Origin of the sequence: Pseudomonas sp. 30_B, from assembly GCF_017491605.1 — a bacterium.
GTDB lineage: Bacteria > Pseudomonadota > Gammaproteobacteria > Pseudomonadales > Pseudomonadaceae > Pseudomonas.
The window spans coordinates 50,789-69,281 of sequence record NZ_JAFGYY010000020.1 but is presented as its reverse complement, the minus strand read 5'-3'; the positions used below and the strand labels follow the sequence as shown (position 1 = coordinate 69,281).

Below are 18,493 nucleotides of genomic sequence, written 5' to 3'. Positions count from 1 at the left end.
CGGCCGGTCGGCAAGGACTCAGCCCAGGGACAGCGTTCGCAGGATCGAGTTCGCGTCCCCCACTTGCGCATATTCGCCTTGCAGGTTGGCCAGGGACATGGCGTGAACCTCCTCCGCGCTGCGCTGCACGCCGTTGAAATCGGGCTTGTCGAAGGCATAGCAGGCGTCTGCCACGACCCGCGTGGCGAACCCCAGGTTGCCCGCCGAACGGGCCGTGGCCTCCACCGAGTTGTTGGTGCTGACGCCGCAGATCACCACTGTCTCGATGCCCCGCACCCGCAGCCAGCGCTCCAGGCCGCTGTTGATGAAGGCATCGGGGACGTTCTTCTCCACCACGTGCTCATGCTCCAGCGGCGCCAGCGCCTCCTGGAACTCTGCGCCAGGCTGGCCCGGCCAGAACGGCGAGCCGGGCGTGCGGGAGATGTGGCGGATATGCACCAGTGGCCAGCCGGCCTGGCGCCACGCGGCCAGCAGTTCGCCGATGCGCTGCTCGGCCTGCGGGTTGTTGCGCGGCTCCGGGCTGGCGCGCATGCCTTTCTGCTGGTCGATGATCAACAGGACGGGAGGTGTCATCGGGGCGATCCGTGCAGGTGGGAAGCCGTCATCCTACGGCCTGTGCGGGCAAGAAAAAACCGGCCATGGGGCCGGTTGATTCTTTCAACTGAATGTCTGCCGACACTCTGTACGAGCACCCGGACATTGTAGGAGCGAGCTTGCTCGCGAACAGCCCCGCTGCGAGGCCAGGTTCGCGAGCAAGAACTAGGCGTCCCCCTCGCTCCTACCAAAAGCCCTCAGAACTGCTCCCCCCGCGCCGCCTTCTCCAGCAACAGTGCCGGCGGCAGGAAACGCTCGCCGTACTGCTCGGCCAGGTACTCGGCGCGGGCGACGAAGTCCTTCAGCCCGTACTGGTTGATGAACTGCAGCGCGCCGCCGCTCCAGGCCGCAAAGCCGATGCCGAAGATCGAACCGATGTTGGCGTCGGCGGTGGAGGTCAGCACGCCCTCCTCCACGCAACGCACGGTCTCGATGGCCTGCACGAAGAGGATGCGGTCGCGCACATCCTCGGCGGAGATCTGCGCGTCGGCCTTCTCGAAGCGCTGCTTCAGCTCCGGCCACAGGTGCTTCTTGCCGTTGGCGGGATAGTCGTAGAAGCCGGCACCGGCGGCTTTGCCCGGGCGCTTGTACTCGTTGACCATCAGGTCCACCACGGCGAAGGCCGGGTGCCTGGGCAACTGCTTGCCTTCGGCTTCCAGGTCCTTGCGGGTCTGCTCGCGGATGTGGGTAATCAGGCTCATCGACACTTCGTCGCTGATCGCCAGCGGGCCCACCGGCATGCCGGCCTGGCGCGCCTGGTTCTCGATCATCGCCGCCGACACGCCCTCGCCGAGCATGGCCAGGCCTTCGTTGGTGAAGGTGCCGAACACGCGGGAGGTGAAGAAGCCACGGCTGTCGTGGACGACGATCGGGGTCTTCTTGATCTGCAGGACGTAGTCGAAGGCGCGGGCCAGGGTGGCGTCGTCGGTCTTCTCGCCACGGATGATCTCCACCAGCGGCATCTTGTCCACCGGGCTGAAGAAGTGCAGACCGATGAACTTCTGCGGCTGCGCCACGGCTTCGGCCAGACCGGTGATTGGCAGGGTCGAAGTGTTGGAGGCGATCACCGCATCCGACAGCGCGGCGGACTCGGCAGCAGCGCTGACCTTGGCCTTCAGGCCACGGTCCTCGAACACCGCTTCGATGATCAGGTCGCAGCCCTCGAAATCGGCATCGCTGGCGGTCGGCTTGATCCGCGCGAGGAAGGCGTCGCGCTTCTCGGCGCTCATCTGGCCCTTGCCGACCTTCTTGTCCAGCAGGCCGGCGGAGTAGGCCTTGCCCTTCTCCGCCGCTTCAAGGGAAACGTCCTTGAGCACCACCTCGATGCCGGCGGCGGCCGAGACATAGGCGATGCCCGCGCCCATCATTCCGGCGCCGATCACCCCGACCTTCTTCGTCTGTTGCGGCGGGATGCCCTGTGGACGGGACTTGCCGGCGTTGATCTCGTTGAGCTGGAACCAGAAGGTGCCGATCATGTTCTTCGCCACCTGGCCGGTGGTCAGCTCGGTGAAGTAGCGCGCCTCGATCAGCTGCGCGGTGTCGAAGTCCACCTGCGCACCTTCGACGGCGGCGCACATGATCTTCTCCGGCGCCGGGAAGCAGCCCTTGGTCTTGTCGCGCAGCACGGACGGAGCGATGGCCAGCATCTGCGCCACGGCAGGGCTGGATGGCGTGCCGCCGGGAATCTTGTAGCCGGCGCTGTCCCACGGCTGTTTGGCGGCCGGGTTGGCGGCGATCCACTCGCGGGCCTTGACCAGCATGTCTTCGCGGCTGGAGGCCAGTTGGTGGATCAGTCCAGCCTTGAGCGCCTGGTCCGGGCGCACCTTCTTGCCTTCGGCCAGGTACGGCAGCGCCTTCTCCAGGCCGAGCAGGCGCACCATGCGCACCACCCCGCCACCGCCGGGCAGCAGGCCCAGGGTGACTTCCGGCAGACCGAGCTGGACGTGGCTTTCGTCCAGGGCGATGCGGTGGTGGCAGGCCAGACAGATTTCCCAGCCGCCGCCCAGGGCTGCGCCATTGATGGCGGCGACCACGGGCTTGCCGAGGGTCTCCAGGCGACGCAGCTGGCCCTTGATAACCAGGATGCCTTCGTAGAAAGCCTGGGCATCAGCCTTGGTCACCTTGATCAGTTCATTCAGGTCGCCGCCGGCGAAGAAGGTCTTCTTCGCCGAGGTGATCACCACGCCGGCGATCGAATCCTTTTCGGCTTCCAGGCGCGCCACGGTGGCGGCCATGGCCTCGCGGTACACACCGTTCATGGTGTTGGCGCTCTGGCCGGGCATGTCCATGGTCAGGACGACAATGTTGTCCTGGCCTTTCTCGTAACGGATAGCGTCAGTCATTTTTGTTCTCTTCCCAGGGTGGGAGACCTGTAGGAGCGAGCTTGCTCGCGAAGCTCTGGGCGGTTCGCGAGCAAGGACTAGGCGTCCCCCTCGCTCCTACAAGATCAGATTCGTTCGATGATCGTCGCAATGCCCATGCCGCCGCCCACGCAGAGGGTGGCCAGGCCGTAGCGCAGGTTGCGCCGCTCCAGTTCATCCAGCAGGGTGCCGAGGATCATGCAGCCGGTGGCGCCCAGCGGGTGGCCCATGGCGATGGAGCCGCCGTTGACATTGACCTTGCTCTCCGGCACGCCCATGTCCTTCATGAACTTCATCACCACCGAGGCGAAGGCCTCGTTGACCTCGTAGAGGTCGATGTCCTCGGCCTTGAGCCCCGCCTTGGCCAGCGCCTTGCGGGTCGCCGGCGCGGGGCCGGTGAGCATGATGGTGGGGTCGGTGCTGGTCACCGCGGTGGCGACGATGCGCCCGCGCGCCTTCAGGCCCAGCTCGCGGCCCTTGGCCTCGGAGCCGATGAGCATGGCGGCGGCGCCGTCGACGATGCCGGAGCTGTTGCCCGGTGTGTGCACGTGCTCGATGCGCTCGACGAAGCTGTACTTGCGCAGCGCGGTGGCGTCGAAGCCCATCTGCCCCATCATCTCGAAACTGGGCTTGAGCGCGCCGAGGCCTTCGAGGGTGGAGTCGGCGCGGATGAATTCGTCATGGTCGAGCAGGACGATGCCGTTCTGGTCGGTCACCGGCACCAGCGACTTGCCGAACAGGCCTTCGGCGCGGGCCTTGGCGGCCTTCTGCTGGGAGCGCAGGGCGAAGGCGTCGACGTCGCTGCGGCTGAAGCCTTCCAGGGTGGCGATCAGGTCGGCGCCGATACCCTGGGGGACGAAGCTGGTGTGCAGGTTGGTTTCCGGGTCCAGCGCCCAGGCGCCGCCGTCGGAGCCCATGGGCACGCGGGACATGGACTCCACGCCGCCGACCACCACCAGGTCCTCGAAGCCCGAGCGCACCTTCATGGCGCCCAGGTTGACCGCCTCCAGGCCCGAGGCGCAGAAGCGGTTGATCTGTACGCCGGCGACCTGCTCGTCCCAGTCGGCCACCAGCGCGGCGGTCTTGGCGATGTCCGAGCCCTGGTCGCCCACCGGGGTCACACAGCCCAGGACGATGTCGTCGACCTGGGCGGTATCGAGCTGGTTGCGCTGCTGCAGCGCACGCAGGACACCGGCCATCAGGTTGACCGGTTTGACGCTGTGCAAAGCTCCGTCCTTCTTGCCTTTGCCGCGGGGAGTACGCACCGCGTCGTAAATGAATGCTTCGGTCATGGCGTTCTCTCTTAGAGTTGTCGTCACGCAGGCGTGGCGTGTCGGCCTACCTTAGCGGCGTGGCGGACACCGACAATGACCGCAGCGCTCAGGCGCATTGACCGCCACGCTCAACCTCCGACCGGCGGGCCGGAGGGCGAAGGCTCTGGAAAAGGCCTGCGCAAAATGCCGGACAAACGGTCGACAGGCGGGCCAGAGCTGTCACGCGCTGTTCATATAGATGGAATATGCCTGGAACTGCAGGACTTGCTGCCAGATGGTCTAAGCCCACGTCGCACTAGGCTTAGACTCCATTTGGCAGACACTGCGAAGAGTGCCGCTGCCGGGTTTTGCCGGGGCGGTCAGAAGCCAAGGCGCTGGCTCCACTGCCGACAGGCCGTGAGTGCGGATCGGAACCGCGCCAACAACAAGAAAGGCGGAAGGCCATGATGGATTATCAACAATCGAGAAAATGGCGTCAGGCTAGCCTGATCGTCTTTGCCACCACTGTTGTACTGATCATCCCCAATCTGAGTCGTCTGGTCGGTTAGGGACAACACACCAACGATCCCGTTGCTGCGCACCGCGTGCCGCTATCCGCGAGCCACGGTCAACGCAGCGCGGGAGTCACCTCCCCACATCCCCACCTTCTGCTATGGTTCGCCGGCCCTCCCCGTTCACGGAACCGAACCTCCATGCGCCCACTGCTGCTGTCCTTGCTGCTGCTCTGCCCTACGTCCTTCGCCGCCACCCTGACCCTTGAACTGCCCGATGGCCAGCATCACCTGACCACCGAGCAACTGCTGGCCAATCCCAAGGCGCAGGACATCGAGATTCCCGCCGACGTCTCCTACAACCGCACCATGCACTACCGCGCCGTGCCCCTGGCCGCGCTGCTGGATGGCGTGAAGTCCGCCGATCACCTGCAGGCGGTGGCACTGGATGGCTTCGCCGCCGAACTACCGGCCGCGCCGCTGCTGGCGGAAAAAGGCTCGCGCGCCTGGCTGGCCATCGAGCAGGCCGACAAACCCTGGCCGCCGCTGGCCGAGGGCAAGCCGTCCGCCGGGCCCTTCTACCTGGTGTGGACCGATCCGAAAGCCACCGGCATCGGCCCGGAGCAATGGCCCTTCCAGGTCGCCAGCATCCGCTACCTCAAGCCGCTGGCCGAACGCTTCCCGGCGCTGATGCCCGCCAAGGACGCCTCGAAACAGGTGCTGGCCGGCTTCGCCCAGTTCCAGAAAAACTGCCTGGCCTGCCACCGCCTGAACGGCGCCGGCGACTCGCAGTTCGGCCCGGACCTGAACCTGCCGCACAACCCCACCGAGTACTTCGCGCCGGGCTATCTCAAGCAGTACATCCGCGATCCGCAGAGCCTGCGGCACTGGCCGGAAGCGCGGATGAAGGGCTTTGCCGCCGATGTCGTCAGCGACAAGGAGCTGGACCAGATCGTCGCCTACCTGAAGCACATGGCGGGGCGGAAGGTGAAGGCTGGCAGTTGACTGCACGCCGGAGTGAACCTGTAGGAGCGGACTCCGTCCGCGATTGATTTCCCCCGGCTCCCTGGCCGGCCGGAGCGGCAATAAGTCGATCGCGGACAGAGTCCGCTCCTACCAGAGCACTCCGTTCCAGACCGCCGTCAGTGCCAGTAATCCCCCGGCGGCGCCGGCAGTTCGCCCAGCAATTGGCGCAGCCCGGCCCCCCACTGGCTGCGAATCCCCTCGAAATACGGGTCGCCCTCCTGGATGCGGTAGCCCGCCGGCACCTCCAGACTGCCCTCGCGGTACACCAGCAGGTCCAGCGGCATGCCCACCGAGAGGTTGCTGCGGATGGTCGAGTCGAAGCTGATCAGCGCACAGCGCAAGGCTTGCTCCAGCGGGGTGGCGTAGCTCATGGCGCGGTCGATGATCGGCTTGCCGTACTTGCTCTCGCCTATCTGGAAGTAAGGCGTGTCGCGGGTGGACTCGATGAAATTGCCCTGCGGATAGACGTTGAACAGGCGCGGCACTTCCTCGCCGATCTGCCCACCGACGAGGAAGGAGCTGCCCAGATCGACGCCCTGGTTCTGGCCGATGTTCTCGTCGTGGTCGACCACCTCGCGCAGCGTCGAACCCACGAGACGCGCAGCCTCGAACAGGTTCTCCACCGTGCCCAGGTTCGGCTCGTCGCTGCCCATGCGCTGGCGCAGCACGCTGATGACCGACTGCGAAGTGGCCAGGTTGCCGGCGCTCTGCACCACGATCAGGCGCTCCCCCGCCGTGCCGAAGATGTGCAGCTTGCGGAACACGGCGATGTTGTCGACGCCGGCGTTGGTGCGCGAATCGGAAACGAAGACCAGGCCCTGGGCGAGGTTCATGGCGACGCAGTAGGTCATGGCTTTCTCATGGCAGCGGGAACTGGCACCGATCTTATGCCGGTGCCGATGCTTGTGCCATGCATCCTCACTGCTGCGCCTGCTGCATCTGCTGCAGGTGCCCCGGCGCCACGGTAACGCGGGCGTGCATCTGCTCGCCACCGCCGCCCCGACGCATGCCGCGCACCGGGCAGGCGTCGAGGTAGTCCAGGCCTACCGCCAGCTTCAGGTGACGCTCGGGGCGGTCCAGCACGTTGGTCACGTCGAAGCTGTACCAGGCGTCGTCGAGCCAGGCCTCGGCCCAGGCATGGCTGGCGAGATGGTCCTCGACATCGGTGTAGAGGTAGCCGGAGACATAGCGCGCCGGTACGCCGAGGTGGCGCAGGCAGGCGAGGAAGACGTGGGCGTGGTCCTGGCAGACGCCCTGCCCGGCCGCGAAGGCCTCGGCGGCGGTGCTGTCCACCTGGGTCGAGCCGGGCACATAGGCGATGCGTTCGTTCAAGGCCTGCATCAGGCGGATCATTGCCTTGCGGTCGCGGCGCTCGGCGCACTGGGCGCGGGCGAATTCCTGCAACGCGCCGTCGGCCTGGGTCAGGCGGGTGCTGCGCAGGAACGGCAGCGGCGACAGGTGATCATGCTCGCGCTCGTTCTCCTCGTCGATTTCCACGTGGCCGTGGGCGGCGATGACGATGGCCTCGTGGGGCTCGTCCAGGGTCAGCACGTGGAGGATGTTGCCGTAGGCGTCGCGCTGCGGGTGCGCCGGGCGCGGCAGGTGCAGTTGCCAGTCGAGCACGTGCTGGCGCTCGCTTTCCTGCGGGGTCAGGCGCAGGTACTGGATGCTCGCGCGCACCTGGTCTTCGTAACGGTAGGTGGTGTCATGGCGGATGGAGAGTTTCATGCGGCCTCCAGGTACGAGCTGTGAATGGCGTTGGCGAGCTGGCGGACCAGCCCGATGTGATCGGTGATCCAGGGATGCAGGCCGCTGCCCAGCACTTCGTCGATGCCGGTGTAGCGCACCCGCGCCTCCAGCTCGGCGGCCAAGCGCTGGGCCGGGCGGCCGTTGATGCCGGGCAGGCTGGCGAGGATCTGGCGCAGTTCCTCGGCGCAGGCCAGCAGCGAGCGCGGCACGTCCTCGCGTAGCAGCAGGAGCTCGGCGATGTTCCGCGCGTTGAGGGCGTCGCGGTACAGCTCGGTGTAGCCCTCGAAGGCCGACAGCGCGCGCAGCAGCGCTGTCCACTGGTAGTAGCCGCGCGCCGAGCCCTCGGCCGGGCCGGTGCCGTGTTCGCCCAGTACCTGCTGGCGCGCGTCGAGCAGGCGCAGGGTGTTGTCGGCGCGCTCGATGTAGGTGCCCAGGCGAATGAAGTGGAAGGCGTCGTTGCGCATGCTGGTGCCGAAGGTGGCGCCGCGGAACAGGTGCGAGCGGTCCTTCACCCACTCGCAGAAGTGGCTGATGCCATAGCGCAGCAGCCCCTGCTGGGCGATGTCGCGCATCTCCAGCCAGGTGGCGTTGATGTTCTCCCACATGTCGGTGGTGATCCGTCCGCGCACCGCATGGGCGCCAGCGCGGGCCGCGCCAAAGCAGGAGTAGATGCTCGCCGGGTTCTGCGCATCCAGGGCGAAGAAGTTCAGCAGGCGCTCGGCGTGCGGCTCGCCGTGGCGGGCGAGGTAGGCATCGAGGTTGCCGGTGATCAGCAATGGCATGGCCAGTTCTTCCAGGCCATCGCCACGGCCGTCCTGGGGCATCATCGACAGCGAGTAGGACACGTCGAGCATGCGCGCGAGGTTCTCGGCGCGCTCCAGGTAACGGGACATCCAGTACAGGTCGGAAGCGGTTCTGCTGAGCATGATTTCAGTCCTCCACCACCCAGGTGTCCTTGGTACCGCCGCCCTGTGACGAGTTGACCACCAGCGAGCCTTCGCGCAACGCCACGCGGGTCAGCCCACCGGGCACCAGGCGCACGTTGTCCGGCGCGGACAGCACGAAGGGCCGCAGGTCGATGTGACGCGGGGCGATGCCGTTCTCGACGAAGGTCGGGCAGGTCGACAGGCTCAGGGTCGGCTGGGCGATATAGGCTTCCGGCCGCGCCATCAGCCGGGCACGGAAGGCTTCGATCTCAGCGCTGCTGGCGGCCGGGCCCACCAGCATGCCGTAGCCGCCGGAACCCTGGGCTTCCTTCACCACCAGCTCGGGCAGGTGCGCCAGCACATGGGACAGGTCCTGCGGGCGGCGGCACTGCCAGGTCGGCACGTTGTGCAGGATGGGTTCCTGGTCGAGGTAGAAACGGATCATCTCCGGCACATAGGGGTAGACCGACTTGTCGTCGGCCACCCCGGTGCCGATGGCGTTGGCCAGCACCACGTTGCCCGCGCGATAAGCGGCCAGCAGGCCGGGCACGCCGAGCATGGAGTCCGGGTTGAAGGCCAGCGGGTCGAGGAAGTCGTCGTCCACCCGCCGGTAGATCACGTCCACCGGCATCGGGCCGGCGGTGGTGCGCATGTAGACGCGCTCGTCGCGGACGAACAGGTCGGCGCCCTCCACCAGCTCCACGCCCATCTCGCGGGCGAGGAAGGCGTGCTCGAAGTAGGCGCTGTTGAAGCGGCCCGGGGTCAGCACCACCACGCAGGGCTGCTCCACTTCGCTGGCCTGGCGCAGGGTGTCGAGCAGCAGGTTCGGGTAATGGTCGATGGGCGCGATGCGCTGGGCGCCGAACAGCTCCGGAAACAGGCGCATCATCATCTTGCGGTTCTCCAGCATGTAGGAGACGCCGCTGGGTGTGCGCAGGTTGTCTTCGAGCACGTAGTAGGCGCCGTTGCCGTCGCGCACCAGGTCGATGCCGGCGATGTGCGCGTAGACGTTGCCGGGTACGTCCAGGCCCTGCATGGCCAGCTGGTACTGGTCGTTGGCCAGGACCTGCTCGGGCGGGATCAGGCCTTCCTTGAGGATGCGCTGGTCGTGGTAGAGGTCGGCGAGGAACAGGTTGAGCGCCTGCACCCGCTGGATGCAGCCGGCCTCGATGATCTTCCATTCGCTGGCGGGAATGCTGCGCGGGATGGTGTCGAAGGGGATCAGGCGCTCAGTGCCCTGGTCGTCGCCATAGAGGGTGAAGGTGATCCCGGCGCGGTAGAACAGCAGGTCGGCCTCGCGGCGGCGCTGTTGCAGCTGTTCGCCGGGCATGTCCGCCAGCCAGCGGGCGAACTCCGTGTAGTGCGGTCGGCAGGCGCCAGCGGCGTCATGCATTTCGTCATAGAACACCCGAGCCATTTTCTACTCCTTGTTGCCGCTCATCCTCGGATGGGAAGGACACCGCAAGGCCCGTGCCAGAGGTCGATCTCCTGTTGATTCAATAACTTGCAAAGGCTGCCCGAACGCCCCGCACCCGCTTGGTGCGCTTTGCCGGCCGCTACGCCCAAGCGCGCCCCGTTTGGGGCCGCGAAGACCGGCGGGCGGGGCTTTGCGGGGCCCAGGGGCTTTCTTGTCAGTCTCCGGGGCCGGAACTACGCTGCAAGAGCCCCTCCCGATAGGGCACATCGCTATCAACCAGGTGCCGACCTTACGGCGCGGTTCGGCCGCAGAGGCTCCGACAACGAAGAACAACAGGAGTCGACTCATGTCATCGATGCATTTGTCTTCAGGGAAAGTCGCGGCGCTGGCCTTCGCCTGCGCCAGCCTGCTCGGCAGCGCCTCCCTCCAGGCCGCCGAGGCGCTCAAGCAACTGGGCCAACCCGAAGGCGCCCTCGACATCATCGCCTGGCCCGGCTACATCGAACGCGGCGAGAGCGACAAGAACTACGACTGGGTGACCCAATTCGAGAAGGACACCGGCTGCAAGGTCAACGTGAAGACCGCCGCCACCTCCGACGAGATGGTCAGCCTGATGGCCAAGGGCGGCTACGACCTGGTCACCGCCTCCGGCGATGCCTCCCTGCGGCTGGTCTACGGCAAGCGCGTGCAGCCGATCAACATCGCCCTGGTGCCCAACTGGAAGAACGTCGACCCGCGCCTGCAGAATGCGCCGTGGCACACGGTGGACGGCAAGCACTACGGCACGCCCTATCAGTGGGGCCCGAACGTGCTGATGTACAACACCAAGGTTTTCCCCAAGGCGCCGCTGAGCTGGAGCGTGGTGTTCAGCGAGCAGAAGCTGCCCGACGGCAAGAGCAACAAGGGGCGCGTACAGGCCTACGATGGGCCGATCTACATCGCCGACGCCGCGCTCTACCTGAAGACCACCAATCCCGCCCTGGGCATCCAGGACCCCTACGAGCTCAACGAGGAGCAGTACGCCGCCACCCTCAAGCTGCTGCGCGACCAGCAGAAGCTGGTCCATCGCTACTGGCATGACGCCACGGTGCAGATGAGCGACTTCAAGAACGAAGGCGTGGCCGCGTCCGGCTCCTGGCCGTACCAGGTCAACGCCCTGGTGGGCGAGAAGCAGCCGATCGAATCGACCATCCCGGTCGAAGGGGTGACCGGCTGGGCCGACACCACCATGATGCACGTCGACGCCAAGCACCCGACCTGCGCCTACAAGTGGCTGAACTGGTCGCTGGAACCCAAGGTGCAGGGCGACGTGGCCGCCTGGTTCGGCTCGGTGCCCGCCTCCCCCGCCGGCTGCACCGGCAGCCAGTTGCTCGGTCCGCAGGGCTGCGCCACCAACGGCTATGACCAGTTCGACCGCATCGCCTTCTGGAAGACCCCGCAGGCCAAGTGCACCCAGGGGCAGTGCGTGCCCTACAGCCGGTGGACGCAGGACTACATCGCGATCATGGGCGGGAGGTGATCCCCCGGCACTGACCGCTTTTCTGTAGGAGCGAGCTTGCTCGCGAACAGCCCCGCAGCGGGTTCGCGAGCAAGCTCGCTCCTACGAAGAGCCCCCTCCCGAGCACCCTCGCCCCCATGCGCTACCTTTTCTGATGCAGCCCCGCCACTCAGGTAGCCAGCAGCATGACCACAGCCGTCCAGTTCACCGAGGTGAGCCGTCACTACGGCGATGTCCGCGCCGTCGACCGGGTGTCCATCGAAATCCGTGATGGCGAGTTCTTCTCCATGCTCGGCCCGTCGGGCTCGGGCAAGACCACCTGCCTGCGCCTGATCGCCGGCTTCGAGCAGCCGACTTCGGGCTCCATCCGTATTCATGGCCATGAAGCCGCCGGCCTGCCGCCCTACGAGCGCGACGTCAACACCGTGTTCCAGGACTACGCGCTGTTCCCGCACATGAACGTGCTGGACAACGTGGCCTACGGCCTCAAGGTAAAAGGCGTCGGCAAGGCCGAACGCTGGAAGCGCGCCGAGGAAGCCCTGGGCATGGTCGCCCTGGGCGGCTACGGCTCCCGCAAGCCGGCGCAGCTCTCCGGCGGCCAGCGCCAGCGCGTCGCGTTAGCGCGAGCCCTGGTGAATCGCCCGCGCGTGCTGCTGCTGGACGAACCCCTCGGGGCACTGGACCTCAAGCTGCGCGAACAGATGCAGGTGGAGCTGAAGAAGCTGCAACGCCAGCTGGGCATCACCTTCATCTTCGTCACCCACGACCAGGGCGAGGCGCTGTCCATGTCCGACCGCGTGGCAGTGTTCAACAAGGGCCGCATCGAGCAGGTCGACACCCCGCGCAACCTCTACATGAAGCCGGCCACCCGGTTCGTCGCCGAGTTCGTCGGCACCGCCAACGTGCTGCGCGGCGACCTCGCCCAACGCCTGCTCGGCGAAACCCGGCCGCACTCGCTGCGCCCCGAGCACGTGCGCTTCGGTCGTGCCGGCGACGGCGAGCTGGAAGTCAGCGGCACCCTGTTCGACGTGCAGTACATGGGCGCCAGCAGCCGCTACGAGATCGAACTGGATAACGGCGGCCGCCTGGTCGCGGCCCTGCCCAACGGCGAACGCGAGGAGCAGCGGCCGAAACCGGGCGACGCGGTCACCGCCTACTGGGCACGCAGCGCGCTGGTCCCTCTGCTCGAGGAGCCCGCGCCGTGAGGGCGATCTCCAGCTTCCTCTACCGGCGCAGCACGCTGTACCTGCTGATGCTGCTGATTCCGCCGCTGCTATGGTTCGGGGTGATCTACATCGGCTCGCTGTTCGCCCTGCTCTGGCAGAGCTTCTACACCTTCGACGACTTCACCATGGCGGTGACGCCGGAGCTGACCTTCGCCAACTACAAGGCGCTGATCAACCCGGCCAACTATGACATCGTGCTGCGCACCCTGGGCATGGCCATCAGCGTCTCCATCGCCAGCGCCATCCTCGCCTTCCCCATCGCCTACTACATGGCGCGCTATGCCGGCCCCAAGGAAAAGGCCTTCTTCTACATCGCGGTGATGCTCCCGATGTGGGCCAGCTACATCGTCAAGGCCTATGCCTGGACGGTGATCCTGGCCAAGGGCGGCATCCTTTACTGGGTGATCGAGCACCTGCACCTGCTCGGCCCGCTCGGCCTGTTGCTGGAGGTACCCGGCGTCGGCGGCAATACCCTGTCCACCTCGCACATCGGGCGCTTCTGGGTGTTCACCTACATCTGGCTGCCGTTCATGATCCTGCCGATCCAGGCCTCGCTGGAACGCCTGCCGCCGTCGCTGCTGCAAGCCTCGGCCGACCTCGGCGCGCATCCGCGGCAGACCTTCTTCCAGGTGGTCCTGCCGCTGGCGTTTCCCGGCGTGGTGGCCGGCTCGATCTTCACCTTCAGCCTGACCCTGGGCGACTTCATCATCCCCCAGCTGGTGGGCCCCAGCGGGCTGTTCATCGGCACCATGGTCTACGTGCAGCAGGGCGCGATCGGCAACATGCCGCTGGCGGCGGCCTTCACCCTGGTGCCCATCGTGCTGATCGCCGTGTACCTCTCCATCGCCAAGCGGCTGGGGGCCTTCGATGCGCTCTGACGCACATTCCATCGATCGCCCCTCCTGGTTCCTGCGCCTGGCTGCCTGGGGTGGGCTGGTGTTCCTGCACTTCCCGATCCTGGTGATCCTGCTTTACGCCTTCAATACCGAGGAGTCCGCCTACAGCTTCCCGCTGCAGGGCTTCACCCTGAAGTGGTTCAGCATCGCTTTCCAGCGCGGCGACGTGCTCGACTCCATCTGGCTGTCGGTGAAGATCGCCTGCGTGGCCACGCTGATCGCCATGGTCCTCGGCACCCTGGCCGCCGGCGCGCTGTATCGCCGCGACTTCTTCGGCAAGGAAGGCATCTCGCTGATGCTGATCCTGCCCATCGCCCTGCCCGGCATCATCACCGGTATCGCCCTGCTCTCGGCGTTCAAGACCCTCGGCATCGAGCCGGGCTTCCTGACTATCGTCATCGGCCATGCGACCTTCTGCGTGGTGATCGTCTACAACAACGTCATCGCCCGTTTCCGCCGCACCTCGCACAGCCTGATCGAGGCGAGCATGGACCTGGGCGCCGACGGCTGGCAGACCTTCCGCTACATCATCCTGCCGAACATCGCCACGGCACTGCTGGCCGGCGGCATGCTGGCCTTTGCCCTGTCGTTCGACGAGATCATCGTCACCACCTTCACCGCCGGCCACGAGCGCACCCTGCCGCTGTGGCTGCTCAACCAGCTGACCCGTCCGCGCGACGTACCGATCACCAACGTGGTGGCGATGCTGGTGATGCTCGCCACCATGCTGCCGATCCTCGGCGCCTACTACCTGACGCGCGGGACCAGCGACGTGGCGGGCAGTGGCAAATAACCCGCGAATCCATCAACCGCACCCGCACGGAGGACACGCGATGCAAACCAAACTCCTGATCAACGGCCAGTTCATCGCCGGCGAAGGCGAGAAGCTGGACATCCTCAACCCCTCCACCGGCGAGGTGCTCGGGCAGATCGCCGAGGCCAGCGAAGCGCAGGTGGACGCCGCCGTACGCGCCGCCGACCATGCCTTCGACAGCTGGTCGCAGACCGCGCCGAAAGACCGCGCCATGCTCCTGCTGCGCCTGGCCGACCGCATCGAGGAGCACGCCGAGGAGCTGGCCCGGCTGGAATCGGACAACTGCGGCAAGCCCTACGCCGCCGCGCTGAACGACGAGATCCCGGCCATTGCCGACGTGTTCCGTTTCTTCGCCGGCGCCTGCCGTGTGCTGCCCGGCTCCGCCGCTGGCGAGTACCTGCCCGGTTTCACCTCGATGATCCGCCGCGATCCGGTGGGCGTGGTCGCCTCCATCGCCCCCTGGAACTACCCGCTGATGATGGCCGCGTGGAAACTCGGCCCAGCCCTGGCCGCCGGCAACTGCGTGGTGCTCAAGCCCTCGGAGCAGACGCCGCTGACCGCGCTGCGGGTCGCCGAATTCATCGCCGAGCTGTTCCCCGCCGGGGTGGTCAACCTGGTCTTCGGCCGTGGCCCGACCGTCGGCTCGCCGCTGGTGAGCCACGATCTGGTACGCATGGTGTCCCTCACCGGCTCGGTGGGCACCGGCAAGGCGATCATCCGCAGCGCCGCCGACAGCGTGAAGCGCCTGCACATGGAACTGGGCGGCAAGGCCCCGGTGATTGTGTTCGACGACGCGGACCTTGCGGACGTGGTGGCCGGCATCCGCACCTTCGGCTTCTACAACGCCGGCCAGGACTGCACCGCCGCCTGCCGCATCTATGCCGGCAAGAAGATCTACGACAACTTCGTCGCCGACCTGGCCAGCGCCGTCGGCAGCCTGAAGACGGGGATGCAGAACGACCCGAACACCGAACTCGGCCCACTGATCACCGCGGCGCAGCGCGAGCGCGTCTCCGGCTTCGTCGAACGGGCCAAGGCCAGCCCGCACATCCGCATCGCCACCGGCGGCAACATCGTCAGCGGCAAGGGCTTCTTCTACGAACCGACGGTGGTGGCCAATGCCGAGCAGGACGACGAGATCGTCCGCCGCGAGGTGTTCGGCCCGGTGGTCTCGGTGACGCCTTTCAGCGATGCGGACGAGGCGGTGCGCTGGGCCAACGACTCCGACTACGGCCTCGCCTCCTCGGTCTGGACCCGCGATGTCGGCCGCGCCTCACGGGTGGCCGCGCGCCTGCAGTACGGCTGCACCTGGGTGAACACCCACTTCATGCTGTGCAGCGAAATGCCCCACGGCGGCTTCAAGCAGTCCGGCTACGGCAAGGACCTGTCCATGTACGGCCTCGAGGACTACACCGTGGCGCGGCACATCATGATCAAGCATTGAGGAAGGCCGGCAGTTCCCTGTAGGAGCGCCCCATGGGCGCGATCGCGGGCATGGCCCGCTCCTACAAGAACAGGTTTGCTGCGGGAGCCCCGCGCTCAGCTTGCTCTTGAAGATTTCCAGAGAAATCTCCGAGCACTCCGAGCGCCTCTTCAGGAGGCCGAGTGGAATCGGAGTTTCAGGGGTTGAGCGGCATGGATGCCGCGAGAGCCGCGATGGGCCAAGGATGGCCCTTCGCGGCGTGCCCCTGAAACTTCGATGGAGCGAGGGGAGTCTCGCGAAGCGAGACCCGGATGATGGGGCAAGACCTTTTGGTTCCTTTTGTGTCGTTTGACAAAAGGGACTCGCCCGAGGGGCGAAACAAAATACATCCGAACATGCCGAAGCGGCGCAGAAACACCCAAGCCCAAAGAGCATCGCGGAGAAGCTCCGCTCCTACGAAGAGCACCACGCCCACCGTAGGAGCGGACTCCGTCCGCGATGCCGCGACGCGGCAGAAACTCAGACCAGCCCCGCCAACTTCAGCCAATGGCTGTAGAACCCTTCCGCCACCCGGTTCATCGCTGCCACTTTCTGCGGCAACTCGGCCAGCATCACTTCCGCGCTCTCCTGGCTCGGCTGGCTGGGGTCGAGGTATTCCGGCCAGCCGTTGATCCAGCCGCTCACCAGTTCCTCGGTCATCTCCGGGTGTCCCTGCAGGCCAAGGATGTAATCGCCGAAGCTGAACGCCTGGTTCTCGCACCAGGGGCTGGAAAGCAGGTGCGTCGCACCTTCGGGCAGGTCGAAGGTATCGCCGTGCCACTGGTAGATCGGGAATTCGTCCGGCAGGTGCGCCAGCCATGGGCTCTGCGATTCCAGGCGACGCATCGGCTGCCAGCCCATTTCGGTGTAGGGCAGACGACGGATGTCCGCGCCCAGCGCCTTGGCCAGCAATTGCCCGCCCAGGCAGTGGCCGATCATCGGTACGTCGCGCTCGATGAAACGGCGGATCGCCGCGATTTCCGTGCGCAGCCATGGCGTGTCGTCATTGACGCTCATCGGCCCGCCCATGATCGCGACCGCCCTAGGCCGCTCCAGGTCATAGCCCTGCAGCTCATCGAGGTCGGCGCGGCGCACCTCGAACGATAGGCCGCAACGGTCCAGCACCGTGGCCAGGTGGCCCGGCGGGCAGAAATCGACGTGGGTCAGAATCAGAATATCGGTCATGGTCACCTCCGCACGGCAGTCTGCCGTATCGAGAAGTCGCCATAAACCCCGGCGTACCCGCACGTAAACCGCGCCGTCACGGTGAGTGACGGCGCGTATGCGGTTGCGGGTAGACAATCACAGCCGTCGGTCGACGGCTCGGAACGCGTTGCTGCTAGGGACGCAGGGAACTCACTTCCTGGGTCACGCCCCAGCCGTCCAGAACACCTCCCAGCGGCGCCACGACTTCCTCCAGGTCGTGTTCGAAGGCGCCGATGCCCGCGTGGGTCGCGAACATCACCTTGCTGATCTGCAGGCTCCACCCACCATCGTCGCGGGCTTCGACCTGCGCTCTCAGCGACTCGCCGCGGAATTGCCGGGCGGCCTTACGGGCATTCTGTTCATCGGGAAAGATGGCGAAAAAATCGATGGGATGAATGCGAGCGAAATCGAAGCCACCCTCCTTCATCCGGCGCAACACGTTGACGCTGATATCCTCCGAGAGGGGCTTTTCCATGGTACGCACCTCCTTTCGAGACGTTCAGAGTTTATTTCCCGCCAACGAACGCCCCTTGCCGGCGGCAAGGATGCGTTCCGGGCACCTCTATGTGCCACAGGAAACGCCAAGTCAAACAACGTCCCCCCATTGGAAGCCAAATCCGCCGAACACGCTGAAAGGCACTATCCCTTGGCGGATTGTGAAGGCTACCTCACCAGCGTAGCGCCTCTGCCGGCGAGTTGCCGCTACTTCACCGTTTCAGCCCGGGCAGCGGCGACAGGCGGCAATTCGGCACGACCGGTACCCGGCACCAGCACGCCCAGCACAAGGTCGCAGCGCCGCGCAGGTTTCAGCCGAAGACCAACACCCACGGCTGAAACAGCCTGAAACACTATCCGCCCAGGGCCAGGCAGATGCCGGTCATCAGCACCCCGAGGGCGGTGAAGCCCAGCGAGGACTTCCACGGCGAGCCGCCGGCCCAGCGCGCCAAGCGCCACCCCAGGATGAACAGCATGGCCAGCCCGATCGACTGGGCGGCGCGCAAGGCCAACAGGTCGTCAGGGATCAGCAGCAACGGCAGGATGATCGGGAAGGTGGCGGCGAAGGTATGCGAGCCCAGCACCAGCCAGGCCAGCCAGTGCTCGCGCCCCAACCGTGGCGCAGCCCCCGTCCCGATCCGGGAGGCGAGCAGGTTGTGGCGCATGCGCTGCACTTCCTCGGGCAGCATGCCATCGACCACCACATCCGGAAGAAAGTCACGCAGCCCTTCGCGGAAACCCTGCTCCTGCTGCGCACCCCGCAAGGCATGCAGGCGCTCGTGGGCGTGATCCAGGCGCACACGGATGCCCACCAGGGTCATCATCGCGTCCACCACTCCCCAGGCCAGGTTGCAGCCCAGCGCGGCGATAATCAGGTCATGGCGGCCAGCGCCTTCGGCTGCGGCCGGGATGACCGAGATGATGGTCAGGGCCATGACCACGCCAAAAGCCCCTTCGCTGAGGCGATCGAAAGGGCTGGTGACATCGTTCCAGGCCTGTTGCCAGGCCGCTTTCCAGGAAAGGCGGGGGCGCTGCATGGAGCAGATTCCTTGAAGACCG

The 18,493-nt window shown here is 66.3% G+C and carries 16 protein-coding genes; 6 read left to right on the top strand and 10 right to left on the bottom strand.

The genetic code is table 11. The features are described 5' to 3' along the window. Positions 1–18 precede the first annotated feature (18 nt). From J5M67_RS20520 to J5M67_RS20510, 3 genes are all read right to left on the bottom strand, one after another. Positions 19–573 carry a cysteine hydrolase family protein gene (locus J5M67_RS20520; RefSeq protein ID WP_207887160.1) on the bottom strand — a complete coding sequence of 185 codons (555 nt, stop codon included), beginning with the start codon at positions 571–573 and terminating at the stop codon, positions 19–21. A 218-nt stretch (positions 574–791) separates the two neighbouring features. Then, a complete protein-coding gene (locus J5M67_RS20515; protein ID WP_207887159.1) occupies positions 792–2,936 on the bottom strand; it encodes a 3-hydroxyacyl-CoA dehydrogenase NAD-binding domain-containing protein in 2,145 nt (714 codons plus the stop codon). Between the two features lie 104 nt (positions 2,937–3,040). Further along, positions 3,041–4,246, bottom strand: a complete 1,206-nt coding sequence (locus J5M67_RS20510; protein ID WP_207887158.1) for an acetyl-CoA C-acetyltransferase — start codon at positions 4,244–4,246, stop codon at positions 3,041–3,043. Between the two features lie 674 nt (positions 4,247–4,920). Between J5M67_RS20510 and J5M67_RS20505 the strand changes: the two genes are divergently transcribed. After that, a complete protein-coding gene (locus J5M67_RS20505; protein WP_207887157.1) occupies positions 4,921–5,724 on the top strand; it encodes a cytochrome c in 804 nt (267 codons plus the stop codon). Positions 5,725–5,861: 137 nt separating this feature from the next. Here the strand turns inward: J5M67_RS20505 and J5M67_RS20500 are convergent, their stop codons facing one another. From J5M67_RS20500 to J5M67_RS20485, 4 genes are all read right to left on the bottom strand, one after another. Further along, positions 5,862–6,596 carry a proteasome-type protease gene (locus J5M67_RS20500; protein ID WP_207887156.1) on the bottom strand — a complete coding sequence of 245 codons (735 nt, stop codon included), beginning with the start codon at positions 6,594–6,596 and terminating at the stop codon, positions 5,862–5,864. A gap of 67 nt (positions 6,597–6,663) precedes the next feature. After that, positions 6,664–7,473: a transglutaminase family protein gene (locus tag J5M67_RS20495; protein ID WP_207887155.1), complete on the bottom strand. Its 810-nt coding sequence runs from the start codon at positions 7,471–7,473 to the stop codon at positions 6,664–6,666. Next, complete coding sequence (locus tag J5M67_RS20490) at positions 7,470–8,420, bottom strand: alpha-E domain-containing protein (RefSeq protein ID WP_207887154.1); 951 nt, start codon at positions 8,418–8,420, stop codon at positions 7,470–7,472. Before J5M67_RS20490 ends, J5M67_RS20495 begins: the two co-directional genes overlap by 4 nt. Positions 8,421–8,424: 4 nt before the next feature. Beyond that, entirely contained in the window at positions 8,425–9,837 is a 1,413-nt protein-coding gene (locus tag J5M67_RS20485) for a circularly permuted type 2 ATP-grasp protein (RefSeq protein ID WP_207887153.1), read from the bottom strand. Between the two features lie 355 nt (positions 9,838–10,192). Here J5M67_RS20485 and ydcS point away from each other — a divergent pair, with 355 nt between their 5' ends. From ydcS to J5M67_RS20460, 5 genes are all read left to right on the top strand, one after another. Beyond that, positions 10,193–11,356, top strand: a complete 1,164-nt coding sequence (ydcS, locus tag J5M67_RS20480; protein ID WP_207887192.1) for a putative ABC transporter substrate-binding protein YdcS — start codon at positions 10,193–10,195, stop codon at positions 11,354–11,356. A 164-nt stretch (positions 11,357–11,520) separates the two neighbouring features. Then, positions 11,521–12,540, top strand: coding sequence for an ABC transporter ATP-binding protein (locus J5M67_RS20475; protein WP_207887152.1), 1,020 nt, complete (start codon positions 11,521–11,523; stop codon positions 12,538–12,540). A 47-nt stretch (positions 12,541–12,587) separates the two neighbouring features. Beyond that, entirely contained in the window at positions 12,588–13,439 is an 852-nt protein-coding gene (locus J5M67_RS20470; RefSeq protein WP_207887191.1) for an ABC transporter permease, read from the top strand. After that, entirely contained in the window at positions 13,429–14,250 is an 822-nt protein-coding gene (locus J5M67_RS20465; protein WP_207887151.1) for an ABC transporter permease, read from the top strand. Before J5M67_RS20470 ends, J5M67_RS20465 begins: the two co-directional genes overlap by 11 nt. A 40-nt stretch (positions 14,251–14,290) precedes the next feature. After that, the gene (locus tag J5M67_RS20460; RefSeq protein WP_207887150.1) at positions 14,291–15,715 is read left to right on the top strand and encodes a gamma-aminobutyraldehyde dehydrogenase; all 1,425 of its coding nucleotides are present in this window, start codon (positions 14,291–14,293) and stop codon (positions 15,713–15,715) included. A 498-nt stretch (positions 15,716–16,213) separates the two neighbouring features. Here J5M67_RS20460 and J5M67_RS20455 read toward each other — a convergent pair whose 3' ends face one another. The 3 genes from J5M67_RS20455 to J5M67_RS20445 all read right to left on the bottom strand — a co-directional run bounded on the left by J5M67_RS20455 (position 16,214) and on the right by J5M67_RS20445 (position 18,471). Further along, positions 16,214–16,918, bottom strand: a complete 705-nt coding sequence (locus J5M67_RS20455; RefSeq protein WP_207887149.1) for a type 1 glutamine amidotransferase — start codon at positions 16,916–16,918, stop codon at positions 16,214–16,216. 154 nt (positions 16,919–17,072) lie between these two features. Next, complete coding sequence (locus J5M67_RS20450) at positions 17,073–17,414, bottom strand: ribonuclease E inhibitor RraB (RefSeq protein WP_207887148.1); 342 nt, start codon at positions 17,412–17,414, stop codon at positions 17,073–17,075. Positions 17,415–17,787: 373 nt separating this feature from the next. Continuing rightward, positions 17,788–18,471: a hypothetical protein gene (locus J5M67_RS20445; protein ID WP_207887147.1), complete on the bottom strand. Its 684-nt coding sequence runs from the start codon at positions 18,469–18,471 to the stop codon at positions 17,788–17,790. Positions 18,472–18,493 lie beyond the last annotated feature (22 nt).